Below are 21,923 nucleotides of genomic sequence, written 5' to 3'. Positions count from 1 at the left end.
TACTTATTTGTGCAATCGAACTAATGCCGCTCCTAATGAAAGTGATTTTGGCAAGCTGTTACCCATTGATACCGACGTAATGACGTCATGCGTGTATGATGTACGCGACAAATGTAAGCATCTTATTTATATCAATCATTACTATTGAGCCTCGTTATGCCTGAATCTCGTACCAATCTGAACCCTGAACCAAAAACCAGCTCGCCATATTTTATCGGATTATTACTTCGCTATAGCACGTTTGGCGCGGCGATTTTAATTCTATTAGCGGGTTTATTATTGGTAAGTTGGTGGCTGATTGTGATCGGTGGTTTGGCTGTGGCACTTGGTATCTATGATTTGATTCAGTCCAAGCACGCAATATTGAGCAACTACCCTGTCGCTGGACATATTCGCTATGTGTTGGAGGATTTCCGCCCTGAGATTCGCCAGTACTTGCTTGAGGACGATAAAGAACAAGTACCGTTTTCACGCCAGCAGCGTGCGCTAGTGTATCAGCGGGCAAAGAACGTTAGTGATACCAATGCCTTTGGTACGTTGGACAATCTATATACTCATGGTAAAGAATGGTTTTTGCAATCTACCATCAGTGCACCGTTAGAAAACAAAGACTTTCGTATTATGGTCGGCGGTGAGCGTTGTCAGCAGCCACACGATATGTCGGTATTCAATATCTCCGCGATGAGCTTTGGCAGTCTGTCAGCCAACGCCATCATGGCACTCAATCAAGGCGCGAAACTCGGCGGTTTCACCCATGACACGGGCGAAGGTGCGATCAGCCCTTACCATCGCAAATTCGGTGGTGATTTGATTTGGGAATTGGGTACGGGTTATTTTGGTTGCCGTGATAATGATGGTAACTTTGATCCACAGTCTTTTACTGAAAAAGCCGTCGATCCCCAAGTTAAAATGATTGAAATCAAGCTTTCACAAGGTGCCAAGCCTGGTAAAGGTGGTGTCCTACCCTCTAGCAAGATCACCCAAGAGATTGCCGACACGCGCCAAGTGCCGACGGGTCAAGACTGCATTTCGCCCTCTTCGCATACTGCATTTAGCACCCCGCGCGAGTTAGTCGCCTTTTGGCAGCAGCTACGTGATTTATCAGGCGGCAAGCCAGTTGGCTTTAAGCTATGTATTGGTCAGCCATGGCAGTTTATGGCGATTGTAAAAGCGATGATAGAGACGGATAACTATCCTGATTTTATCGTTATTGATGGTGCAGAAGGCGGCACTGGTGCAGCGCCTGTCGAGTTTATGGACAATGTCGGCATGCCGATGGTCGAAGGGTTTTTACTGGTACACAATACATTAGTCGGTGCAGGTATTCGTGACAAAATTAAGCTTGGCGTCAGTGGAAAGATAGTCTCAGGCTTTGATATCGCTCGCATGATTGCGCTAGGTGCCGATTGGTGTAACTCAGCACGTGGCTTTATGTTTGCAGTCGGCTGCATTCAGTCGCGCTCTTGTCATACCAACACTTGCCCGACGGGTGTGGCAACCCAAGATCCATATCGTCAAAAGGCGCTCGACGTCCCTAGTAAGGCTGAGCGTGTTGCAAGTTTCCACAAAAACACGCTAAAATCGCTTGCCAGTATCGTAGGTGCGGTTGGTTTACAGCATCCTAGCCAATTACAGCCGTATCATATTGCACGCCGCTTAGACGATGGGCAGATTAAGCTGTTATCCAAATTCTTCTACTTTACTGATAAAGGCGCATTGCTCGATCATAGTGCCCGTGCCGATGTATTTAACCAGATGTGGGTCATGGCAAACCCTGATAGCTTCTTAGCCAATAATGACGCACTCATTGCTTATAACAAAGACTCGCGTGATAAGGGCAAGGAAACTGGCGCGCCAACAGAACACAGCGCTGGGTATAATTCTGAGCACTTGACCAATCTCACCGATGGTGGACGATTAATTGGTAATGTGAACAATACAATCCGTGACTTTCCGCCTACTAATGACTGAATCAGTGCCTAAATCGTTGTATTTAAAAAGTAGTGATGAAGGAGTAATTAAGCGGTAGATAGTAACCAAACTCAAATAATTTACACATTAAAAGACGCGTGATTGATGCCAAGTTCTATTTTTACCTTATTCTTATCAACGATAGTGCTTGCGCTAGGCCTGAGCGCTTGCCAGCAGACAAATACCAATGCGACTAGTAGCGACACCGATAGCTGGTCGTGCCAGACTGAAGACACGCCCTTTGCTTATAGTGTTTGCCGTTTCGATGCTACCGCGTTAGCGAGCGAGCGTTATTCATTACAACTGTTTTGGCAATCCTCTGATAACAATAAGCCTCTGCTAACCTTTGATACGTTATTGGCCACATTACCGAATCATAAGACCCTTAACTTTGCGATGAATGCAGGCATGTACAATGAAAACTATGCGCCGATTGGCTATACCGTCATCGAAGGCAAAGAACTCAAATCGATAAATGTAAGAGAAGGTGGCGGTAATTTTCATCTACTACCTAATGGGGTTATGTGGTGGGACAAAGCTGGCAACGTGCAAATCACCGAAAGTAATGCGTTAAATGAGCAGCTAAAAAATGGTGATGTGCAGCCTTGGTATGCGACGCAATCGGGTCCTATGCTGGTCATCAATACCGAGATACACCCACAGTTCAACCCTGATAGCAGCTCAATCAAACTTCGTAATGGTGCAGGCGTTTGCCGTGATGGCAGTATACAGCTCGTTAATAGCGATGAGCCTGTAACCTTTTATCAGTTTGCAGAGCTATTTAAGGATGAGCTGGGTTGTTCAAACGCGCTGTTTTTAGACGGTGGTATTGCCTCAGCGTTGTATGCGCCTAGTATCGATAAGCAAGACAAAAAGGAGATGGGCGTGATGATTGGATTGGTTGAAAATAAAGAGTAATACGTCTTTATATCTTTAGGTTAATCTCTTTCTTCTCATAGTATGTTGCATAAAAAAGCACTTAGCGTGATTATTTCATGCTAAGTGCTTTTTTATAAACGTTTATTTTGAGTATTATAGTTAAAGAACTCTAAAATGGGTACAAGGCAGCCGACTGCTGCTTGTACAAATAGTACATCTAAGGAGGGTAACGCCGTAGCGGTTTAGTAGTTCACCGACTATATGTTAAAAACTAACCACCCAAGCTCATCTTAGGGCCAAACGGTTCGTAGTGGACACTATCGACCCCATGATCTAATGCTACTAACCCATCAATCATGCTTTCCATAAACGGCATCGAGCCGCACACATAGATATCAGCAGGCTTAGGCAAGGTAGCAAGCCATGTCTCATCTAATAACTGCCCAGACTCAAAGTAAAATATATGCTTTTCTACACTCTCAGCCTGTTCGAGTAATTTATTAACTTGATCAGAAAAAGCATGATGAGCGATATTTTGACAAGCATAAACCCAAATAATAGGTCGTTTAGGATTGGCTAATACTTGCGCCTCTAGCATAGACAGTACAGGCGTCACCCCGACTCCTGCACTCATCAATACCAATGGAATATCATTTTGCTGTACCAAATCTTGATTGAGCGCAAAGTCACCAGCTGGTGCCGATAATAAAACCGTATCACCGACTTCTAGTTGATCATGCATATAGTTAGAAACCAACCCATGATGCTCATTACGGTTATCACGTCGAACAGCAAACTGAATGCCTGCATCAGTACTGGCAGAGTATAAAGAATAATGACGTAAGGCTATATGGTCGCTGTCTTTTGGGTCTGTTTTCACCGTGATGTATTGACCAGCGGTTAAGGTCAATTTGCTCAGGTCAATATCTTGATTACTATCTTCATTGTCGTTCACTGGCACTACTGTAAAGGCTGCGATATCCGTAGCAGCCGCTACCTTTTCGGTCACTTTAAAAGGCGCAAACCCCTGCCACATTGCTTCTTCATACATGCCATGTTCAATCTGGATAAACACGGAGGCGATCTCATCATAAGCTTCTGTCCAAGCGGTAATGATGTCGTCAGTGGCTGCCTCTCCTAGCACTTCTTTTATCGCCCCAATTAGATGTTTGCCGACGATAGGATAATGCTCAGGTAATATCTGTAAGGCTCTATGTTTATGGCTAATCTGGGTCACTTGTGGCAATAGCGTAGCCAGTTTGTCCAAGTGCTTGGCAGCGGCCAATACTGTCGTTGCTAGCGCCGTCTGCTGTCTTCCCAATTTTTGATTGGTTTCATTAAAAATATCTAACAGCTCAGGATGCTCATTAAACATATTTTTATAAAACACAGTGGTAATCGCAACGCCATGCTCTTCGAGTACAGGAACAGTTGCGGTGACGATTTCTAACGTTTTTGGTGAGGCCATGTTGTTTCTCTTAGTCATTAACTGCATTGATAAATTGAGATGTTAAAAATAATCCGTCTAAACTGGCAATAATGAGCGGACCTTTTTACAGTGTCATCAAAATTTTTAGCAAATCAATTCAGAATATTGATAACATTCATTTAAAATGAATGTTATCACACTTTACTAGGCATACCAATATACAATCAATACAGAGTTCATTTGCATCAACAAAAAAATAGCCGCTATGTTGTCATAACGGCTGTTTTTATAAGGATTCAAGCTGTGTTAACAGGCTTTATCAATCAGGTTGAATATTAAAATTACCGTGCCATATATTGAGTCATTTCTTCAACACCATGTAGCGTCATCGGATACATCTTATTTTCGAACAGATTTTTAATTTCAACGATGGTCTGCGTATATTGCCAGTAGCTGGGGTTTTCAGGATTGAGCCAAGTGACTTTATCAAAATGCTCCAGTACGCGCTTCAACCATACGATACCCGCTTCGTTATTCATATACTCTACGCTGCCGCCTACTGTCATCAGCTCATAAGGCGACATCGATGCATCACCCACAAATATCACGCGATACTCTCGGCCATATTTATTGAGCAGCTCAAACGTTGGCATCGGTGCGCTATGGCGACGATTATTGTCTTTCCATACATAGTCATATAGACAGTTATGAAAATAAAAGAACTCCAATGTTTTAAATTCATTCTTTGCCGCAGAGAACAGTTTCTCAAGTGCTTCAACATGGATATCCATACTACCGCCTACGTCAAATAGCATCAATACTTTGACACGGTTGCGGCGCTCGGCTTGCATATGTATATCAAGCACGCCTTTTTTGGCAGTACGTTTAATGGTCTCATGAATATCGAGCTCGTCCGCACTACCTGTCCGCGCGAACTGACGTAGGTTGCGTAGTGCCATCTGAATTTGGCGTGTACCCAGCTGATTATCATCATCAAGGTTGCGATATTTACGCTGCTCCCAGACTTTCGCCGCGCTACGTTTACGCGATTCACCGCCGACGCGCACCCCTTCTGGATGGTCGCCATAAGCACCAAATGGCGAAGTACCGCCTGTGCCTACCCATTTACTACCACCTTGATGACGCTCTTTTTGCTCTTTTAAACGTTCCTCTAACGCCTTCATCAGCTCTTCAAGCGAGCCATATTTTTTCAGTAGGCGTCTTTGCTCTTCGGTCAGATTCTTTGGATCGAGCTTTAAATCTAGCCACTCTTTGGGCACGTCCGTTAGCTTGGCTAATAGCTCATCCATATCGAGACTATCGACACCTTCAAAATAGTCTGCCATGGCCCGATCGAACTTATCAAAATGGCGCTCGTCTTTGACCATGCAAAGTCGAATCAGCCGATACATATCTTCGCGGCTAGCAAAAGTAGTCAGTGCTGGATCTTCAGGATGCGACTGCATCATCAGCCCTTTATCTAACGCGGCATTGAGATCGAGCAGCTCGCGCGTACTGACTGGCACGCCGTAAGTACGCAAGGTATAGAATAGTTTGATAAACATAAGAGTCGTATCACTTATTGGCTGATATTATTATCTGGTGATATTGCTGATATCATTAATTGGTACAGTTACAGGTTGAGCGTTTGCATTGACCTTCATAGTAGACATCCGATGTCGGACATAAAATATTAAAACCAACGCAAGCGGCAAACATTAACGACGCATCATATTGGCAAAACGCTGTAATAAACTCACATCCGCTTCGTTTTTCAATAACGCACCATATAGTGGCGGAATAGACTTTTCACCACGCAGGTTTTCTTCTAATTCTGCTTGTGCCATGTCGTCAGCGAGTAATAGCGTTAACCAATCAACCAATTCAGACGTTGATGGCGGCTTTTTAAGACCTTGAATACCACGCAGCTTATAGAAAATATCCAATGCATCATTGACCAGTTTTTCTTGAATGTCTGGAAAATGCACTTCGATAATTTGGCGCATGGTTTCTTCTTCTGGGAAGTCGATATAATGGAAAAAGCAACGACGCAAAAACGCATCTGGCAGCTCTTTTTCATTGTTTGAGGTAATAATAACTACTGGACGCTGCGCCGCTGTAATAGTTTCGCCCGTCTCATAAACATAAAAAGACATCTTATCAAGCTCATGTAGCAAATCATTTGGGAACTCGATATCGGCTTTATCGATCTCATCAATCAGCAGTACGCTACGCTCTGTACTGGTAAAAGCATCCCACAGCTTACCTGGCTTAATATAGTTGGCAATGTCATAAACCTTGTCATCACCCAACTGTGAATCCCGCAGGCGTGATACCGCATCATACTCGTACAGTCCTTGCTCAGCCTTAGTCGTCGATTTGACGTGCCAAGTAATCAGTGGCATGCCCAAACTTTCAGCAACTTCTTCGGCAAGCAATGTCTTACCTGTGCCAGGCTCACCTTTAATCAGCAATGGCTTTTGTAAGGTCATAGCGGCATTTACGGCCAGTTGCAAATCATCGGTAGCAATATAACTACTGGTACCAGTAAAGTTTTGCTTAGTATTGTCAGCTGTGGTCATAATCAGATCTCGATTGTTGTTATAGATGAGTTGTTATAGATGAGTTGTTATAAATGCATAGGTCTAAAACATAAATGACTAATAAAGAATAAATTAGATTAGCACAGCCTGATGCATTGCCAAAATACTCATGCGTTCGCATTTATTAACAATTGTTATGTGCAATGTATAGTGAGCAATTATTTATATGCCTAATAAACAGTCGAGCACAAAAAAAAGACACGCAGCGGTGTCTTTTTATTCGGGTATCAAATAAATTCTAAAACAATAGTACTATCTTAATGCCTAGCTTATTTTTATTACTTGTCAGATGTATCGCTATTCGTTTTTTTAGCCAATGCATTGTCTTTTTTTAATCTCACATTAGTGTCAGGCTGTTCAGTTACGGTAGCGCCTTCTGGCAAATAGCTGCCTGTGGTCATTTGCAATGTGGCCTGTGTATCTTCTGCGCTGCGGCTACGGGCTTTGTCCAAGCTTGATGCAAATGCGCTGCGTATCAGTTGCCATACAAAACCAACAAACAACCCTGCGACCAGTATCACCAATATCGGCAGCATATTGGCAACCGCGCCTGCATAATCTTTCATCATCACAGCATAGACGACGCTAATGCTGGCTGGTGCAAGCTCGCTCGGATCGCCAAGTGCTGTACCTGGTGCTAGTAATACCGCAAACAGAACCATCCAGCTCATACCGCCCAATGGTTTTGGCAGTACACGAGCAACGAGTATCCATAGCACTAGTACCAAAACAGCACCGCCAAGATAAGCATACATCGGCAAATCAGCGGGTGGGACATCCTTTACCATTTGGCCCCACCAAATGGCAATCTCACCGAGAATGTCACTGATAGACTCTAGCGGTAAGCTATGTAAGATATTTTTTAACCAGTCCATGCGTGTTTATTTACCTGCGTTTATCGCCGGTGACACAATCTGTGTCTAGCGGTATATGTGCGTTCTGTAGAATCAGAATGAGGCCAACTACATAATGAACTTATGCATTATGTAGGCTTATATCTGCATTGCGTAGGGTGTCAGTTTATCACGACTCTCTACTCAAATGCATGTGAGCAAGTGTGTTGTAGGTTTTTATCGATGCTATTTTCAAGGTAGCGTCCAGATATGTCCTACCACACTTACTTGCTGACAAATCTATTAATTATAGATGCTGTCCTGCGATTCACGAGCACGCAGCTCTGCTTGACGGCGCATCACGTCTTGCGGCGGCAACTGCACAAAGTAACCTTGAGACTGCAGTTTTGCCAGTACTTCTTCTTTATCAACACGAGCGAGCTTATCTTTAGTCGCCAAATCCAGATGCATGACGAACTTACTACGGCCTAAACCTGCACGGAAATCTTTTGGTAATACACCAAGCCAGTCTTTGATTTCATCAGTATCATCAGGATAATCAGGACGCGCAATGTAGATATACATATCGTCATGTTTGGGAAATTTATAAATATCGCAATGCATAAAAACCACCTATCAGAAACTATGGGCGTAGGTTAGCATATTTCAGGCAAATACCAGTAGTCGCTTTGCGTTTTGCTATGGTAATTTTTGTCAAAACACACAGATAAAATGCTGATATGAGCGATAAAAATATCGTTGTAAAACATAACCTATTTCATAGACTGCCCTATCAAAACATTATTTTTGCCAAATTTATTTATTTTAATGGCTTTGATGACTTGTAAAAGCGCTTTGAACCTTTCATAATAAAAGCGTTTTTCAGGAGAGAGTTTATCAGCATCGTTTTTGTATTGAACCCTATTGGTTATACAACTATCGCAATGGCTAGATAACCACCGAAGGCGCATCCACCCTGCCAATCGCTCAGGTAAAAGGACTGAAAAACACATGTCACTGTTGTTTGATAATATTTAGTAATATGACGCTAATAGCGCACTACCTTATCAAACATAAGGCATAACAAATCTGGAGAGTGGTAAGAACGGACGACGTCTTACCCACCGAAGGGGAGAAAATACGCTATCATCGATGATAGGGCTCATATAACTGCCCAAAAATGATGGTTCGTGTTGAAAATCTCAGGTCACAGGACAGATAGGGCTTTAGCTCAAACTGACGTATAGCGTCTGTTTGGCTTACGTCTTCATCTTTGCTTTCTGTGTCACCCTTTGATGTGATATTTGCACCTTGCAATATTGCTTCTCGCTACTTTTACGTTGCGCATCACTCCTTACTCTGCCGAGTACGACTGATGTACACATAAGGATTTGTTATGACTGATACCCATTCTCAAGACTCTAGCAGCAACCAAGCTCCTCAGCGCACCCCTTTTTACCAGTCTCATATTGATAGTGAGGGCAAACTGGTCGATTTTTCTGGTTGGGAATTGCCCATTCATTATGGTTCACAAATCGAAGAGCACGAAGCGGTACGTACAGATGCAGGTATGTTTGATGTCTCACATATGGTTGTGACTGATATCAAAGGCGCTGATACCAAAGCATGGCTACAAAAACTGCTCGCAAACGATGTCAACAAACTCACTACCGCTGGTAAAGCGCTGTACTCTGGCATGCTCAATGAGCAAGGCGGCGTCATCGATGATTTGATCGTCTACCTGATGAATGCAGAAGAAACTGAGTACCGTATCGTCTCTAACGCAGCCACTCGCGACAAGGACTTAGCACAGTTTAATAAAGTCGCCGAAGGTTTCGATATTACGATTACCGAGCGTCCTGAGCTTGCGATGCTCGCCGTTCAAGGTCCAAATGCTATTGCAAAACTGGCTCAAGCCAAACCAGGCTGGGCAGATACCTTAGCAGCACTAAAACCTTTCGTTGGTGCTGACTTGACCGATATCGAAGGCACTGATTGGTTTGTGGCTCGTACTGGCTATACTGGTGAAGATGGCGTCGAAGTCATTATGCATGCCAATGATGCTCCTGCTTTCTTTGAGCAGCTAAAAGCAAATGGCATCAAACCTGCCGGTCTTGGCGCACGTGATACCTTGCGTATGGAAGCAGGCATGAACCTTTATGGCCATGACATGGACGAGACCATCAGCCCTTACGAGTGCAACATGGGCTGGACGCTAGCGCTCAAAGACGACCGCGCCTTTGTCGGTCGTGAAGCATTGGTCAGCAAACGTAAGCAGTCAAAAGAAGACAACACCGCTATGAAGCAAGTGGGTCTGCTATTGACCACGCGTGGCGTATTGCGTGAAGGCATGACAGTGACTATCAATCAAGGCACTGATAACGAGCAAACTGGCATTATCACCAGCGGTACATTCTCCCCTAGCCTAAAAAATTCAATCGCGATTGCTCGTGTACCTACCAGCTTATCAGAAGATGACAGCGTACAAGTCGATCTACGCGGCAAAGGTAAATTCGTCGATGTACGCGTACTAAAGCTACCTTTTGTCCGTAACGGCAAGCAACAGTTTGACTCTTAGGTCTTATAAATTCTATCATTAGAGCGCGTTGTCATTTTGCGCGCAATTATAAAAATGGCAACACGCCTAGCCTCCATTATTTTTGTTAATTAACCTCTATCACTTAGGAGAGAGACCATGAGCAACATCCCAGCAGATCTAAAATATATTGCCAGCCACGAGTGGTTACGCTTAGAAGACGACGGTACGATCACTGTTGGTATCACAGACCATGCTCAAGATCTATTGGGTGATGTGGTATTCGTTGAATTGCCAGACGTAGGTGACATCATCGCTGTAGATGACGAAATCTCTGTTGTTGAATCAGTAAAAGCGGCTTCTGACGTTTATGCACCGATCTCAGGTGAAGTGGTTGCTATCAATGAAGGCCTAGAAGACGATCCTGAAATCATCAACTCTGACCCATACGGCGAAGGTTGGTTCTTCAGAATGAAGCCTGACAATATTGCTGACTACGAAGCACTATTGACTGCTGATGAGTACGAAAGCGACTTATAAGCTAAGCACGTAAGTTAAGCATGCTCTCACAAGACATGAGCATTTTTAAGATATTAGCTCGTACAAAGCACTAGCCCCGACTAAACATCATAGATACTGGCAGCAGCTGGTATCTATACTCTCTATTTAAACGATTTAAAAACCTTTCTCATGAAAAGTATTGGCTCATTGACCATGCTTGTTATTTGAAAGCAGCTTTATATGTAGATCTCCAACAATCATTATCGTCCGATGTTATTGCTCTCAAGCGTTATCTCATTGACTCGTATTGATCACCTATTCGAATCCCAATGAATACGTGCTATCAATAACGACTCAAACTGATAACCCAATTCTCAGCATGGATCCTAATATGAATGCCAACACCGATAATAAAGACCCCATTGCCACACCAAACCATACGCCGCAGCTACAAGCGTTTCGCGATATCGTAGAGTCACGCCGTTCCGTGCGCCGTTTTACTGACACACCTATCCCTGACGACGTATTGGCAGACTGTCTGCGTTTGGCCATGCTAGCACCAAACTCTAGCAACCTACAGCCGTGGGAATTTTATGTTATCGATGATGCTGACAATCGCAAACGCGCCGTCAAAAACTGTATGAATCAAAACGCCGCAAAAACATCAGCCCGTTTGATTGCCATCGTTGCTCGTACTGATGTTTGGCACGATCACGCTAAGCAAGTATTGCGCGAATATCCTGATCAGCCAGTGCCAAAGAAAGTGAAAGACTACTACAACAAAGTCGTCACAATGGACTTTTTGCGCGGCCCAGCTAACGTGGTTTCGGCTGCAAAATGGGGCGCAACGCAAGTGGTCAGACGCGTAAAAGGCCCAATCAAATCGCCTTATTATACCTTTGAAGACACCAAAAACTGGGCAACCAATAACACCGCGCTTGCCGCCGAAAACCTGATGCTAGCATTACGCGCTCATGGTTTTGATAGCTGTCCTATGGGCGGCTTTGATGAGCCTGCCATGAAAGCGTTGCTCAATCTTAGCGACGACCATCATATCGTTATGATGCTTGGCGCAGGCGAGCGCGCTGACAGTGGCGTTTACAACACCCAGTTCCGCTTTGATCAAAAACAGTTTGTGCATTACGTATAACGTACCGCTCACATTATTCCCTTAATTGCTATTTTGTTTATTACTCCCTTAACCAAGGATTGTCATGACTATCTCTCAAAACCCATCGTTTGATACCTTTCAAGGATTGTTCAACGAAGCTGAATTTGTCTATCGCCACTTAGGTTCGAACGAAACCAAGCAAGCTGACCTACTCAGCGCTGTTGGTTATAAAGATATGCAAAGCTTTATCAATGACACTGTGCCTGAGCCAGTACGTCTGCACAAAGAGCTGGGTTTGCCAGTGGCGATGAGTGAGCATGCGGCACTTGCCAAACTACGCACGATGGCAGATGACATCACTGTTAACAAAAGCTATATCGGTCAAGGCTACTCTCCGGTTCGTATGCCTGCCGTCATTCAGCGCAACGTCCTTGAAAATCCAGGCTGGTACACCGCCTATACCCCTTATCAAGCTGAAATCGCTCAAGGTCGTCTAGAAGCATTGCTGAACTTCCAACAAGTATGTATTGATCTAACAGGTCTTGAGCTGGCTGGTGCGTCATTGCTTGATGAAGCAACAGCAGCGGCAGAAGCGATGGCGATGTCAAAGCGTGTGAGCAAAAGCAAATCAACGCAGTATTTCGTCGACGAGCGTGTCTATCCGCAAACGCTAGATGTTATCAATACTCGTGCTAAATACTTTGGTTGGGAAGTGGTCGTTGGTGATTTTGAAACGGCTAAATCAGGCGATTATTTTGGTGCGCTATTCCAGTATGTCGGTGCTGAAGGTGACGTTAAAGACTTAACAGACGTCATCGCGGCCGTAAAAGAAAACAAAACTTACGTCAGTGTTGTCAGTGACATCATGAGCTTGGTGTTATTGAAATCACCAGCCGATATGGGTGCTGACGTAGCGCTAGGTAGTACGCAGCGCTTTGGTATACCAATGGGCTTTGGTGGTCCGCATGCCGCTTATTTTGCGTTTTCTGATAAAGCCAAGCGTTCAGCACCTGGTCGTATCATTGGCGTATCAAAAGATGCACAAGGCAATACTGCATTACGTATGGCTCTACAAACGCGTGAGCAGCATATCCGCCGCGAAAAAGCCAACTCAAACATCTGCACCTCACAAGTATTACTAGCTAACCTCGCTGGTATGTACGCGGTATACCATGGTCCAGGCGGCGTGAAGCGTATTGCCACTCGTATTCATGCGTTTGCCACTGCGTTTGCTGATGCTATCACAGAATCTAATGACAGCAGCTTGAGCGTGGTACATGATCAATTCTTCGATACAGTCGTCGTTGATTGTGGTTCAGAGAAGCTTGCTACTCAAATCTTTAAAAATGCAGACAACGTTGGCTATAACTTATGGCGTCTAAGCGACACCAAATTAAGCGTTGCCTTTAGTGAAACCAGCGATCAGCAAGATTTCAACACCTTGACTCAGCTATTCGTCAACAAGTCACACGATCTACCTGAAACCGCTCGCGTCTCTCTAGATAGCGCACACTTGCGTACGGATGACATTTTGACTCATCCAGTATTCAACTCGCATCATACCGAGCACGAAATGCTACGCTACCTAAAGTCGCTTGAAGACAAAGATCTAGCGATGAACCGCAGCATGATTTCACTGGGTAGCTGTACCATGAAGCTAAACGCCACCAGTGAGATGCTACCGATTACTTGGCCTGAGTTTGCCAACGTGCATCCTTTTGCACCACGTGATCAAGTTACTGGCTATATCGCGATGATCGATAGCTTGCAAGATCAATTAAAAGCCATTACTGGTTTTGATGATGTCTCTATGCAGCCAAACTCTGGTGCCTCTGGTGAATATGCTGGTCTGCTCGCGATTCGCCGTTATCATGAGTCATTGGGCGAGACCAATCGTGATGTGTGCTTGATTCCTCAGTCAGCGCACGGTACCAACCCTGCTACCGCCATGATGATGGGTATGAAAGTCGTCGTGGTCAAAACCGATGAAAACGGCAACGTTGATATCGATGATTTAACCGCCAAGTGTGAAGAGCATAGCGAGCGTTTGGGCGCTTTAATGATCACGTACCCATCGACGCACGGTGTATTCGAAGAAGGCATCCGTCATATCTGTGATTTGACTCACAAGCATGGTGGTCAGGTCTATATGGATGGCGCCAACATGAATGCTCAGGTAGGCATGATGCAGCCTGCAGACGTTGGTGCTGATGTACTACACATGAACCTGCACAAAACCTTCTGTATCCCGCATGGTGGCGGTGGTCCAGGCATGGGCCCTATCGGTATGAAAGCGCATTTGGCAACGTTTATGGCCAACCATACCTTGAGCCCTGTACACAATGCACAAAAAGACTGCTCAGCAGTATCAGCAGCACCTTATGGTTCAGCGAGCATCTTGCCTATCTCATGGATGTACATTGCTATGATGGGCCGTGATGGTCTATTAAAAGCCACTGAATTGGCATTGTTGAACGCAAACTATGTGGCAGCCGAATTAAAAGGTCACTACCCTGTCCTATATGCTGGCAAAAACGGCCGTGTGGCTCACGAATGTATCATCGATATTCGTCCGTTAAAAGAGGAGACTGGTATCACTGAAAGTGATATCGCTAAGCGCTTAATGGATTATGGTTTCCACTCACCAACGATGAGCTTCCCAGTCGCTGGTACGCTTATGATTGAGCCAACAGAGTCTGAGTCAAAAGAAGAGTTGGATCGCTTTATCAGTGCGCTAAAATCTATCAAAGCTGAAGCCATGAAAGCCAAAGCTGGTGAAGATAACTGGACGCTAGAAGACAACCCATTAGTCAATGCACCGCATACGGCTGCTATGATTACTGGCGAAGAGTGGACGCATCCTTACAGCCGTGAGACTGCTGCATTCCCACTGCCGTACATCCGTGCAAACAAGTTCTGGCCAAGTGTCGCTCGTGTCGATGATGCTTATGGTGATAAGAACCTAATGTGCTCTTGCCCAAGTATCGAAAACTATATGTAATTATCATTTTTGATAGTTATTCTCTGTAGTAAAAAACCTCCAAGTCAGCAGCTGACTTGGAGGTTTTTATTTTGCTGACTTTTTATCTATTACATTAGTAGGTAATATTATAAATAAAATAAACGATAAGAACTCAATGCAATAAAAGCTTATATTGATAATAAGCTATTTATCTTAAATTTCTGAAGCAATCATTTGGACACTGCTATGCAACATAAAGCGCCTAAACAAAAAACTCGCGTCATTCTAATACATGGGCTACACCAAACCCCATGGATCATGCGACCATTAGCCAAGCGCCTGCAATCAGCAGGATTTGATACCCATCAGTATGGCTACCGTAGTATGCGTGATGGTATCAAAACCAATAGCGCCCGCCTAAATAGCTGGCTAGAAACAAACCATCACCCAGATCATCCTATAGATTTGGTCGGGCATAGTTTAGGTGGCTTAATCATTCGTGATTTTGTTGCTCAGTACCCAAAATGGAAAATTGGACGTTGCGTGACTCTAGGAACACCGCATATAGGCAGTGTGTGTGCAGATTATATCTGGCGACTGACTCCTGTTGTCGTAGGTCGCTCGTATGTCGACGCACTGGACGGCACAGTCGCGCCATTGCCCAAACATGTGACGCTAGGCGTCATCGCTGGCAACCGTCCTTATGGTCTAGGTCAGCTATTTTTGCAATATCATAATCGCAAACTGCGCAAATCTGACAAGCCACTTCTTAACGAGCAGCTTGCACATGACGGGACAGTCTATATAGAGGAGACGAGGATAGAGGCTGCAGCTGATCATATTGTCATGTCAGTCTCACATACTGGCATGCTAGTGAACCCAGAGGTCGCCGAGCAGACTCAATACTTTTTAGAGCATGGACGATTTAAACGCTAAGAGCTGTATGAATAAGAGCTGTATGAATAAGAGCTGTATGAATACTTGAGTGTCAGTTTTCAGTCTTATCGAACGATTTCTTGTTAAACGGTGCCTTATCGAACGCTGCTTTATCGAACGATTCCTTATTGAACACGAATACCCATGCCCTGCTGCAGTTCGGTTTTATGCTTTTTGATGACTGGAATTAAGGTTTTAACAACCCAATCGCTACGCCAACCTTTTAGCCCTTGCGGCAGTTCGCTCACGTCCTTATCAAGAGCAACCACTTCATAAAGTTGTCCTAGCCATTTTTTACGCATCAATACGCTAGCAGGTATACCGATTTCGCGCGCATGCTCATCAATCGCTTGCTGCACTGCTTTCGATAATACTTTATTTTTTGAGCGATATGGTGGCACTAGACAGTCTGGATGCTCTGTAGGCGGTAGACTCTTGGCATCTCTGATTACTTTCAGCAGCTCTTCACCATATAGTCGCAGCATACTACGGTGCATGGTTGTTTTGTGTGCCAGCTCGCGCATGCTGTTTGGCTTTTCAGTGACAATTTCACGTACTGCTTGTTTCTTTATCACAAAGGTACGCGGTTGATTGGTCGCACGTGCCAGCTCTTCTCTCCACGTAGCCACTCCTTTGAGTATCGCCATTTGCTGCGAGTTATAGCGGTAATCTGCCATCGTGAGATACATCGCTTCATCTTCGACGTGCTGCGTGTCATACAAATCACTGGCATAAAGCTGACAGTCAGCCCAAACATAATCGTATAAGCCTTGAGCCTTAAGCGCATACTCGATACTGAGATACAGCGCTGGCAAATAACGTACATCATCGATGGCATATTGCTCTTGCTCATCTGTCAACGGACGCTGGAGCCAATCAGACTGACTATGTTCTTTATCGATATGCATATCTAGCTGATCAGCCAGTGCTTGCTGATAGCCCATTTGCAATTGGCCCGTTAGATAAGACAACGCAATTTGCGTATCGAAGATATTGGTCAACGGTGGGCAGCCAGACAACAGATAAAAAATGCCCAAATCTTCGCCGCAAGCATGCCAGATAGCCACATCTACTTTGCGTAGCGCTTTCCACAGTTCAGCCAGTTGTAGCTGCGGTGCATCCAGTAGATAAACATGATTACCAGTATTTAATTGCACCAGTGCCAAGCGCGGATAATAAGTGTCACGCTTGATAAACTCAGTATCTAAGGCTACGCGTCCGCAAGTTGCCAAGGCATTGATCGCCTCAGCCAATTGGTGCTGCTCACGCACCCAAGTGACATCGACGGCATCAGCGATATCCAACAGTGCATCGATATCAATTGCATCAACATCCAGTGCAACGTCATTTGATTCCGAAGGTGTCACCACTGATTTCATCTCAGTATTAGCTGCTTTTTGTGATGAGTTATCAGTAATCTCAGAAGGGTTTGATTTGACTGAAGCGTTTGAAACGTTGTTGGACACGGGCAGATACCTGCATAAATAGGAGAAAATAAAACGCGATACTGCGTCTTAATAAAATGAAAAAGGAGAACAATAATAAAGCAATTATAACAATTTCACGAAATGAAATGGGTAAGACTTTGATGTAAGCAAAACCTTATAAAAAAGAGCGGTTTTGCATGGCTTGACCCAGCGTCATACTATCTAGATACTCAAGCTCGCCGCCCATCGGTACCCCTTGTGCCAAACGTGTGACTTTATTGACATGACGACTGACCGCCTCGCTAATAAAATGTGCGGTGGTCTGGCCTTCAACCGTCGTACCTGTTGCAAGTATAATCTCTTCAACAGGCTCTTGTTTGACTCGCCATACCAGCTGATCAATATTTAAGTCATCTGCACTGATTCCATCAATCGGGGATAAATGTCCGCCAAGCACAAAATAGCGACCACGATATCCTGCCGTTTGCTCGATAGCCATCACATCTGCCGCTGTCTCGACCACACACAGCAGCCCATCATCACGTCTAGGGTCTTGGCATAGTGGACACACCGCTTCATCACTAAAGCTATGACAGCGCTGACATTCAACAATATCGCGCATGGCTTCATCTAGTGCTTGGGCAAGCGCCATGCCCTGCGGACGTTTTTTACTAAGCAAATGTAATGCCATTCGTTGGGCACTTTTTTGACCCACGCCTGGCAAAATACGCAGCTGTTTTACCAGCTGATCAAATTTGGCTGTAAGCAAAGTGGCTTTCCTTTAGTTGACTTTATTTAACTGAATTTAACTTAATTTAAAAAACCGTAGCTATAAAAATGGGGTCGTATCGTGCCGATAACAACCCCATTTTTGTGTTCAGTCTAAAGTATTTAATGCTTAGAACATGCCTTGCATGCCTGGTGGCAGACCCATGCCTGAAGTCGCGCCAGCCATCGTTTCTTCATACAGTGCATCTGCTTGACGAACCGCATCATTGATAGCAGCAGCGATAAGATCTTCAATCATATCTGGCTCATCTTCTAACAGACTTGGATCAATAGTCAAACGCTTAACCACATGACGACCAGTCATCGTTACTTTAACTAGGCCACTGCCCGCTTCTGCTTGCACTTCTTTATTAGCAAGTTCTTTCTTAGCGTTTTCAACGTTCGCTTCTACTTTCTTTTGCATCGTTTGTGCTTGTTGCATCAATGCTTGAATGTTCATAGTTGCCTCTTTGTCTTATAATAATAGATGGGATAATTTAAAGTTTAAAATAAAATACTGACCGCATTATACCGCTATCTTTACAAACTGTCTAAACCACGCGCCAAATCTTTAATAATATCTTCGACATCTTCCAAACCGACTGATAGACGAATCAGACCGTCTTTAACGCCTGCTTCGGCACGAGCCTCAGGGGTGAGACGGAAATGCGTGGTGGTTGCAGGATGAGTAACCGTGGTTTTGGCATCGCCCAAATTATTGGTGATAGAGACCATTTGTGTTGAATCAATCACATGCCACGCCGCTTCTTTGGTATCACGGCTATCAGATGCCTTGACTTCGAAGCCCATGATAGCACCGTAACCATCCTTCATATGATGCTGACGTGTAGCAAGCTCGTGCGCAGAATGGTCACTCAAGCCTGAGAAATGTACGGTACTGACATTAGGATGATTGACCAAAAATTCTGCCACTTTATTGGCATTTTGGCAATGAGCTTGCATACGCAATTTGAGCGTCTCAAGCCCCTTGGTAAATACCCAAGCATTAAATGGACTCATGCTGATACCGCCTGAGCGCACCACGGTAAACGCTTCTTGCATCAGCTCATCACTACCGACCAACGCACCGCCTAATACACGACCCTGACCATCCAAATATTTGGTCGCAGAGTGAATCACCACATCCGCACCCAAATCTAATGGGCGCTGCAATGCTGGTGTCGCAAAGCAGTTGTCAACGACGAGTAATATGTCATTGGCCTTACATAGCTGACTCAGATAACCGATATCGCAAATCTGTGCCAATGGATTACTTGGGCTTTCGCAATAAATCACCTTGGTATTTGGTTGAACCGCATTGGCCCATGCCTCATTGTCGAAGCAATCCACGTAGCTGACTTCAACACCAAACTTGGCCATATAGTTGTTGAATAGACCGATAGATGAGCCAAATAACTGGTTGGCCGCTAGCAGATGGTCACCCGCTTTTAGGTATGCCAAGCACATCGTCAAAATAGCGCCCATACCAGAGGCCGTCGCAACCGCGCGTTCACCGTTTTCTAAGGCGGCTAAACGACGCTCAAAAGTACGTACGCTTGGATTGGTATGGCGAGAGTAGACATTGCCTGTTTTTGTACCGTCAAAATGAGCAGCAGCATCAGCGGCTGAACGATAAACGTAAGAGCTGGTGGTAAAAATAGGCTCTGAATGCTCGCCTTCGTCAGTACGGTGTTGACCTGCCCGCACTGCGATGGTCTGCATGCCATAATCAAGCCCTAAATCTAAGGCATCGTTGCGCCAGTTTGGATCTAACTTGTTCAAACTGCTCTCATCATGGTTTTGCGACTGACTCATAAACGTTCCGTTACTTTGGTTGGTGTTTTATTGATTGGTCTTTTAATTGAAATAAAATGACTGCTTATTCTTCTGATTATCGACCGAATTTATCAGCGTTATCATATCATGTCGACTTATTCCGCACAGCTGGTTTCAAATGGCCACTAAATATTATTTTCGAATACCAAAAATGCATCAATTCTACTGCTTAAAATCTGCCACATATATAATTAAACACTACTTAAAAAACAATGATTTCGTGCGCTAAATCTAACAAAAATAACGTATTTATAATAGGCAGATATCATAACAGCTGCTAAGCTTAGCGACGATTTAGATTTTGCCACGCGTAATACAACAACAGTCTGGTAATACATCTAAAAAGAGTATTTTAAACACTCAGAATCATTATTTATCAGTACATTTAGGCTCATTAAGGTAAATTCGTTATGTCGATGTTCAGTATAGAACCAAGCAGCTTATCGTTGAGTCTAACACTAGGACTGACTTTAGGTCTTAGCGCTTGCCAGAGTTTGCCCAAGCAGCCACATTTACCGGAAAGCCAAGCACTATCAGCACGCGTAGAGGCGCTATATTCAGACGAGCAAACGACGCAAGGTGAGACGATTAAGACCAGCAGCACTGACTTGGTCTCTGCCATTAGTGCGCAGAATGAAATTCATCCTGATTTGTCAGGCTATCATCCGATCGTCACTGGGGCAAATGCGTTTGCCGCCCGTAGTATGTTAACAGGTATGGCCACGCGCAATATCGATGCGCAGTATTATATTTGGCATAATGATCAGGCTGGCCAACTGCTATTAAAAGACTTGTGGGAAGCGGCTGAGCGCGGTGTGATCGTGCGTTTGTTGTTGGATGATTTTAATAACAGTGCAAAGTTTGATCAGCACCTATTACGTTTTGCGAGCCACCCTAATATCGCGGTGCGTATCATCAACCCATTAATGCACCGTAAGTTTTCAACATTGAACTACGTCACAGGTTTGCCGCGTATCAATCGCCGTATGCACAATAAAAGCATGACGTTTGATAAACAGATTACCATTATCGGCGGACGTAATATCGGTAATGAGTACCTGAGTAACGATCAAAGCAGCCAATTTGCAGATTTGGATGTCTTACTGATCGGTAAAGTCGTTGCAGATATTGATAACAGCTTTTATGACTATTGGTCATCGCCTTTATCATTTGATATCGAGACCTTAGCGAAATTTGATAATGACGTTACGCCTGATTTTTTAAAGGCTTTAGATAAGCTCGGTCTAGATGAAGAAAACAACGAAGGCAGCAGCTTGACGGTTTATAAGGCTGCGATCAAAGACTCGACGATTGATAGTGACTTGATTAATAAGCGTGTGCCTTTCCGTTGGACCGACATGCAATTCTTGAGTGATAATGTGGGCAAACTAAGCAAAACAGTTCCTGCCGATACCAAATTGGTTCATCAGCTGCGTAACTTGCTTGGTAGTCCAACCAAGAAATTGACGATTATTTCTTCTTATTTTGTACCGACCAAAGATGGCGTCGATACGTTGGTTAAGTTGGCTGAAGCTGGTGTCGATATTAAGATATTAACCAACTCATTTGATGCGACCGATGTGACTGCCGTGCATTCTGGTTATAGCCAGTGGCGACCTCGCCTGCTTCGTTCAGGCGTCAAAATATATGAGCTTAAATCGACCGCTGCTGAAGAAAAACGTGACAACAAACTGTGGCGGGCCCGTAGTCAATCTTCAACCAGTTTGCACGCAAAAACGTTTGCAGTAGATGATTATCAAGTCTTTATCGGTTCATACAACGTTGACCCACGCTCTGCCAATATCAATACCGAAATGGGCGTAATCATTAATGATGATGAACTAGCAAGGCAGCTGCATGGCGCTTTGAGCGACGATCTATTAAATCAAGCGTATGAAGTCAAGCTACTAGAAAATGGCAACCTGCAATGGCACACCATGGAGAAAGGCGAAAAGGTAGTCTATGACTCAGAGCCACGAGTGGACATGGCTGACCATGTTTGGTTAACCATTATGTCTTGGTTGCCCATTGACTGGCTATTATAAGAAATATCAGTTAGTTAGGCTTTGGCGTCTTGTAAATCTGTTTGAGCTAACTTGTAAACCATCCATTACTCAAAAACCAACTTATT

The 21,923-nt window shown here is 44.3% G+C and carries 17 protein-coding genes and 2 riboswitches; of the genes, 8 read left to right on the top strand and 9 right to left on the bottom strand.

The window, feature by feature from the left end:
- Window positions 1-156: 156 nt before the first annotated feature.
- Window positions 157-1,971, top strand: coding sequence for an FMN-binding glutamate synthase family protein (locus I3249_RS08370; protein ID WP_238069500.1), 1,815 nt, complete (start codon window positions 157-159; stop codon window positions 1,969-1,971).
- A gap of 105 nt (window positions 1,972-2,076) precedes the next feature.
- Window positions 2,077-2,889: a phosphodiester glycosidase family protein gene (locus I3249_RS08365; protein ID WP_238069499.1), complete on the top strand. Its 813-nt coding sequence runs from the start codon at window positions 2,077-2,079 to the stop codon at window positions 2,887-2,889.
- A 232-nt stretch (window positions 2,890-3,121) separates the two neighbouring features.
- Here I3249_RS08365 and I3249_RS08360 read toward each other — a convergent pair whose 3' ends face one another.
- From I3249_RS08360 to I3249_RS08340, 5 genes are all read right to left on the bottom strand, one after another.
- Complete coding sequence (locus I3249_RS08360) at window positions 3,122-4,318, bottom strand: globin domain-containing protein (RefSeq protein WP_238069497.1); 1,197 nt, start codon at window positions 4,316-4,318, stop codon at window positions 3,122-3,124.
- A 302-nt stretch (window positions 4,319-4,620) separates the two neighbouring features.
- A complete protein-coding gene (locus tag I3249_RS08355) occupies window positions 4,621-5,844 on the bottom strand; it encodes a VWA domain-containing protein (protein WP_102092314.1) in 1,224 nt (407 codons plus the stop codon).
- Window positions 5,845-5,997: 153 nt separating this feature from the next.
- Window positions 5,998-6,861 (bottom strand): MoxR family ATPase, encoded by an 864-nt coding sequence (locus I3249_RS08350; RefSeq protein WP_238069495.1) that lies wholly within the window; start codon window positions 6,859-6,861, stop codon window positions 5,998-6,000.
- Between the two features lie 299 nt (window positions 6,862-7,160).
- Window positions 7,161-7,757 (bottom strand): hypothetical protein, encoded by a 597-nt coding sequence (locus tag I3249_RS08345; RefSeq protein ID WP_238069494.1) that lies wholly within the window; start codon window positions 7,755-7,757, stop codon window positions 7,161-7,163.
- A gap of 261 nt (window positions 7,758-8,018) precedes the next feature.
- Window positions 8,019-8,339, bottom strand: coding sequence for a YcgL domain-containing protein (locus I3249_RS08340; protein ID WP_102092317.1), 321 nt, complete (start codon window positions 8,337-8,339; stop codon window positions 8,019-8,021).
- A gap of 249 nt (window positions 8,340-8,588) precedes the next feature.
- A riboswitch (glycine riboswitch) is annotated at window positions 8,589-8,728 on the top strand.
- A 66-nt stretch (window positions 8,729-8,794) separates the two neighbouring features.
- Window positions 8,795-8,943: riboswitch (glycine riboswitch) on the top strand.
- A gap of 168 nt (window positions 8,944-9,111) precedes the next feature.
- On the opposite strand from I3249_RS08340, the gene gcvT reads away from it, so the two are divergent.
- The 5 genes from gcvT to I3249_RS08315 all read left to right on the top strand — a co-directional run bounded on the left by gcvT (window position 9,112) and on the right by I3249_RS08315 (window position 15,761).
- Complete coding sequence (gene gcvT, locus I3249_RS08335; RefSeq protein WP_238069492.1) at window positions 9,112-10,293, top strand: glycine cleavage system aminomethyltransferase GcvT; 1,182 nt, start codon at window positions 9,112-9,114, stop codon at window positions 10,291-10,293.
- Window positions 10,294-10,410: 117 nt separating this feature from the next.
- A complete protein-coding gene (gcvH, locus tag I3249_RS08330) occupies window positions 10,411-10,791 on the top strand; it encodes a glycine cleavage system protein GcvH (protein ID WP_194363998.1) in 381 nt (126 codons plus the stop codon).
- 352 nt (window positions 10,792-11,143) lie between these two features.
- The gene (locus tag I3249_RS08325; RefSeq protein WP_102092319.1) at window positions 11,144-11,902 is read left to right on the top strand and encodes a nitroreductase family protein; all 759 of its coding nucleotides are present in this window, start codon (window positions 11,144-11,146) and stop codon (window positions 11,900-11,902) included.
- Between the two features lie 64 nt (window positions 11,903-11,966).
- Window positions 11,967-14,864, top strand: coding sequence for an aminomethyl-transferring glycine dehydrogenase (gcvP, locus tag I3249_RS08320; RefSeq protein ID WP_238069491.1), 2,898 nt, complete (start codon window positions 11,967-11,969; stop codon window positions 14,862-14,864).
- Between the two features lie 207 nt (window positions 14,865-15,071).
- Window positions 15,072-15,761: an alpha/beta fold hydrolase gene (locus tag I3249_RS08315; RefSeq protein WP_238069489.1), complete on the top strand. Its 690-nt coding sequence runs from the start codon at window positions 15,072-15,074 to the stop codon at window positions 15,759-15,761.
- A gap of 125 nt (window positions 15,762-15,886) precedes the next feature.
- Here I3249_RS08315 and I3249_RS08310 read toward each other — a convergent pair whose 3' ends face one another.
- The 4 genes from I3249_RS08310 to I3249_RS08295 form a co-directional block, all read right to left on the bottom strand.
- The gene (locus I3249_RS08310; protein WP_238069488.1) at window positions 15,887-17,227 is read right to left on the bottom strand and encodes an HRDC domain-containing protein; all 1,341 of its coding nucleotides are present in this window, start codon (window positions 17,225-17,227) and stop codon (window positions 15,887-15,889) included.
- A 136-nt stretch (window positions 17,228-17,363) separates the two neighbouring features.
- On the bottom strand, window positions 17,364-17,957 hold the full coding sequence (gene recR, locus I3249_RS08305) for a recombination mediator RecR (protein ID WP_186474225.1): 594 nt from the start codon (window positions 17,955-17,957) through the stop codon (window positions 17,364-17,366).
- A gap of 129 nt (window positions 17,958-18,086) precedes the next feature.
- On the bottom strand, window positions 18,087-18,416 hold the full coding sequence (locus I3249_RS08300; protein ID WP_045445429.1) for a YbaB/EbfC family nucleoid-associated protein: 330 nt from the start codon (window positions 18,414-18,416) through the stop codon (window positions 18,087-18,089).
- An 80-nt stretch (window positions 18,417-18,496) separates the two neighbouring features.
- Window positions 18,497-19,771, bottom strand: coding sequence for an O-succinylhomoserine sulfhydrylase (locus I3249_RS08295; RefSeq protein ID WP_238069487.1), 1,275 nt, complete (start codon window positions 19,769-19,771; stop codon window positions 18,497-18,499).
- 431 nt (window positions 19,772-20,202) lie between these two features.
- Between I3249_RS08295 and I3249_RS08290 the strand changes: the two genes are divergently transcribed.
- On the top strand, window positions 20,203-21,837 hold the full coding sequence (locus I3249_RS08290; RefSeq protein ID WP_238069486.1) for a phospholipase D family protein: 1,635 nt from the start codon (window positions 20,203-20,205) through the stop codon (window positions 21,835-21,837).
- Window positions 21,838-21,923 lie beyond the last annotated feature (86 nt).

Origin of the sequence: Psychrobacter sp. Ps1 (assembly GCF_022129425.1) — a bacterium.
Taxonomy (GTDB): Bacteria; Pseudomonadota; Gammaproteobacteria; order Pseudomonadales; family Moraxellaceae; genus Psychrobacter.
Note: the sequence above shows the minus strand (reverse complement) of the source record. Positions and strands in the feature narration are given on the sequence as shown.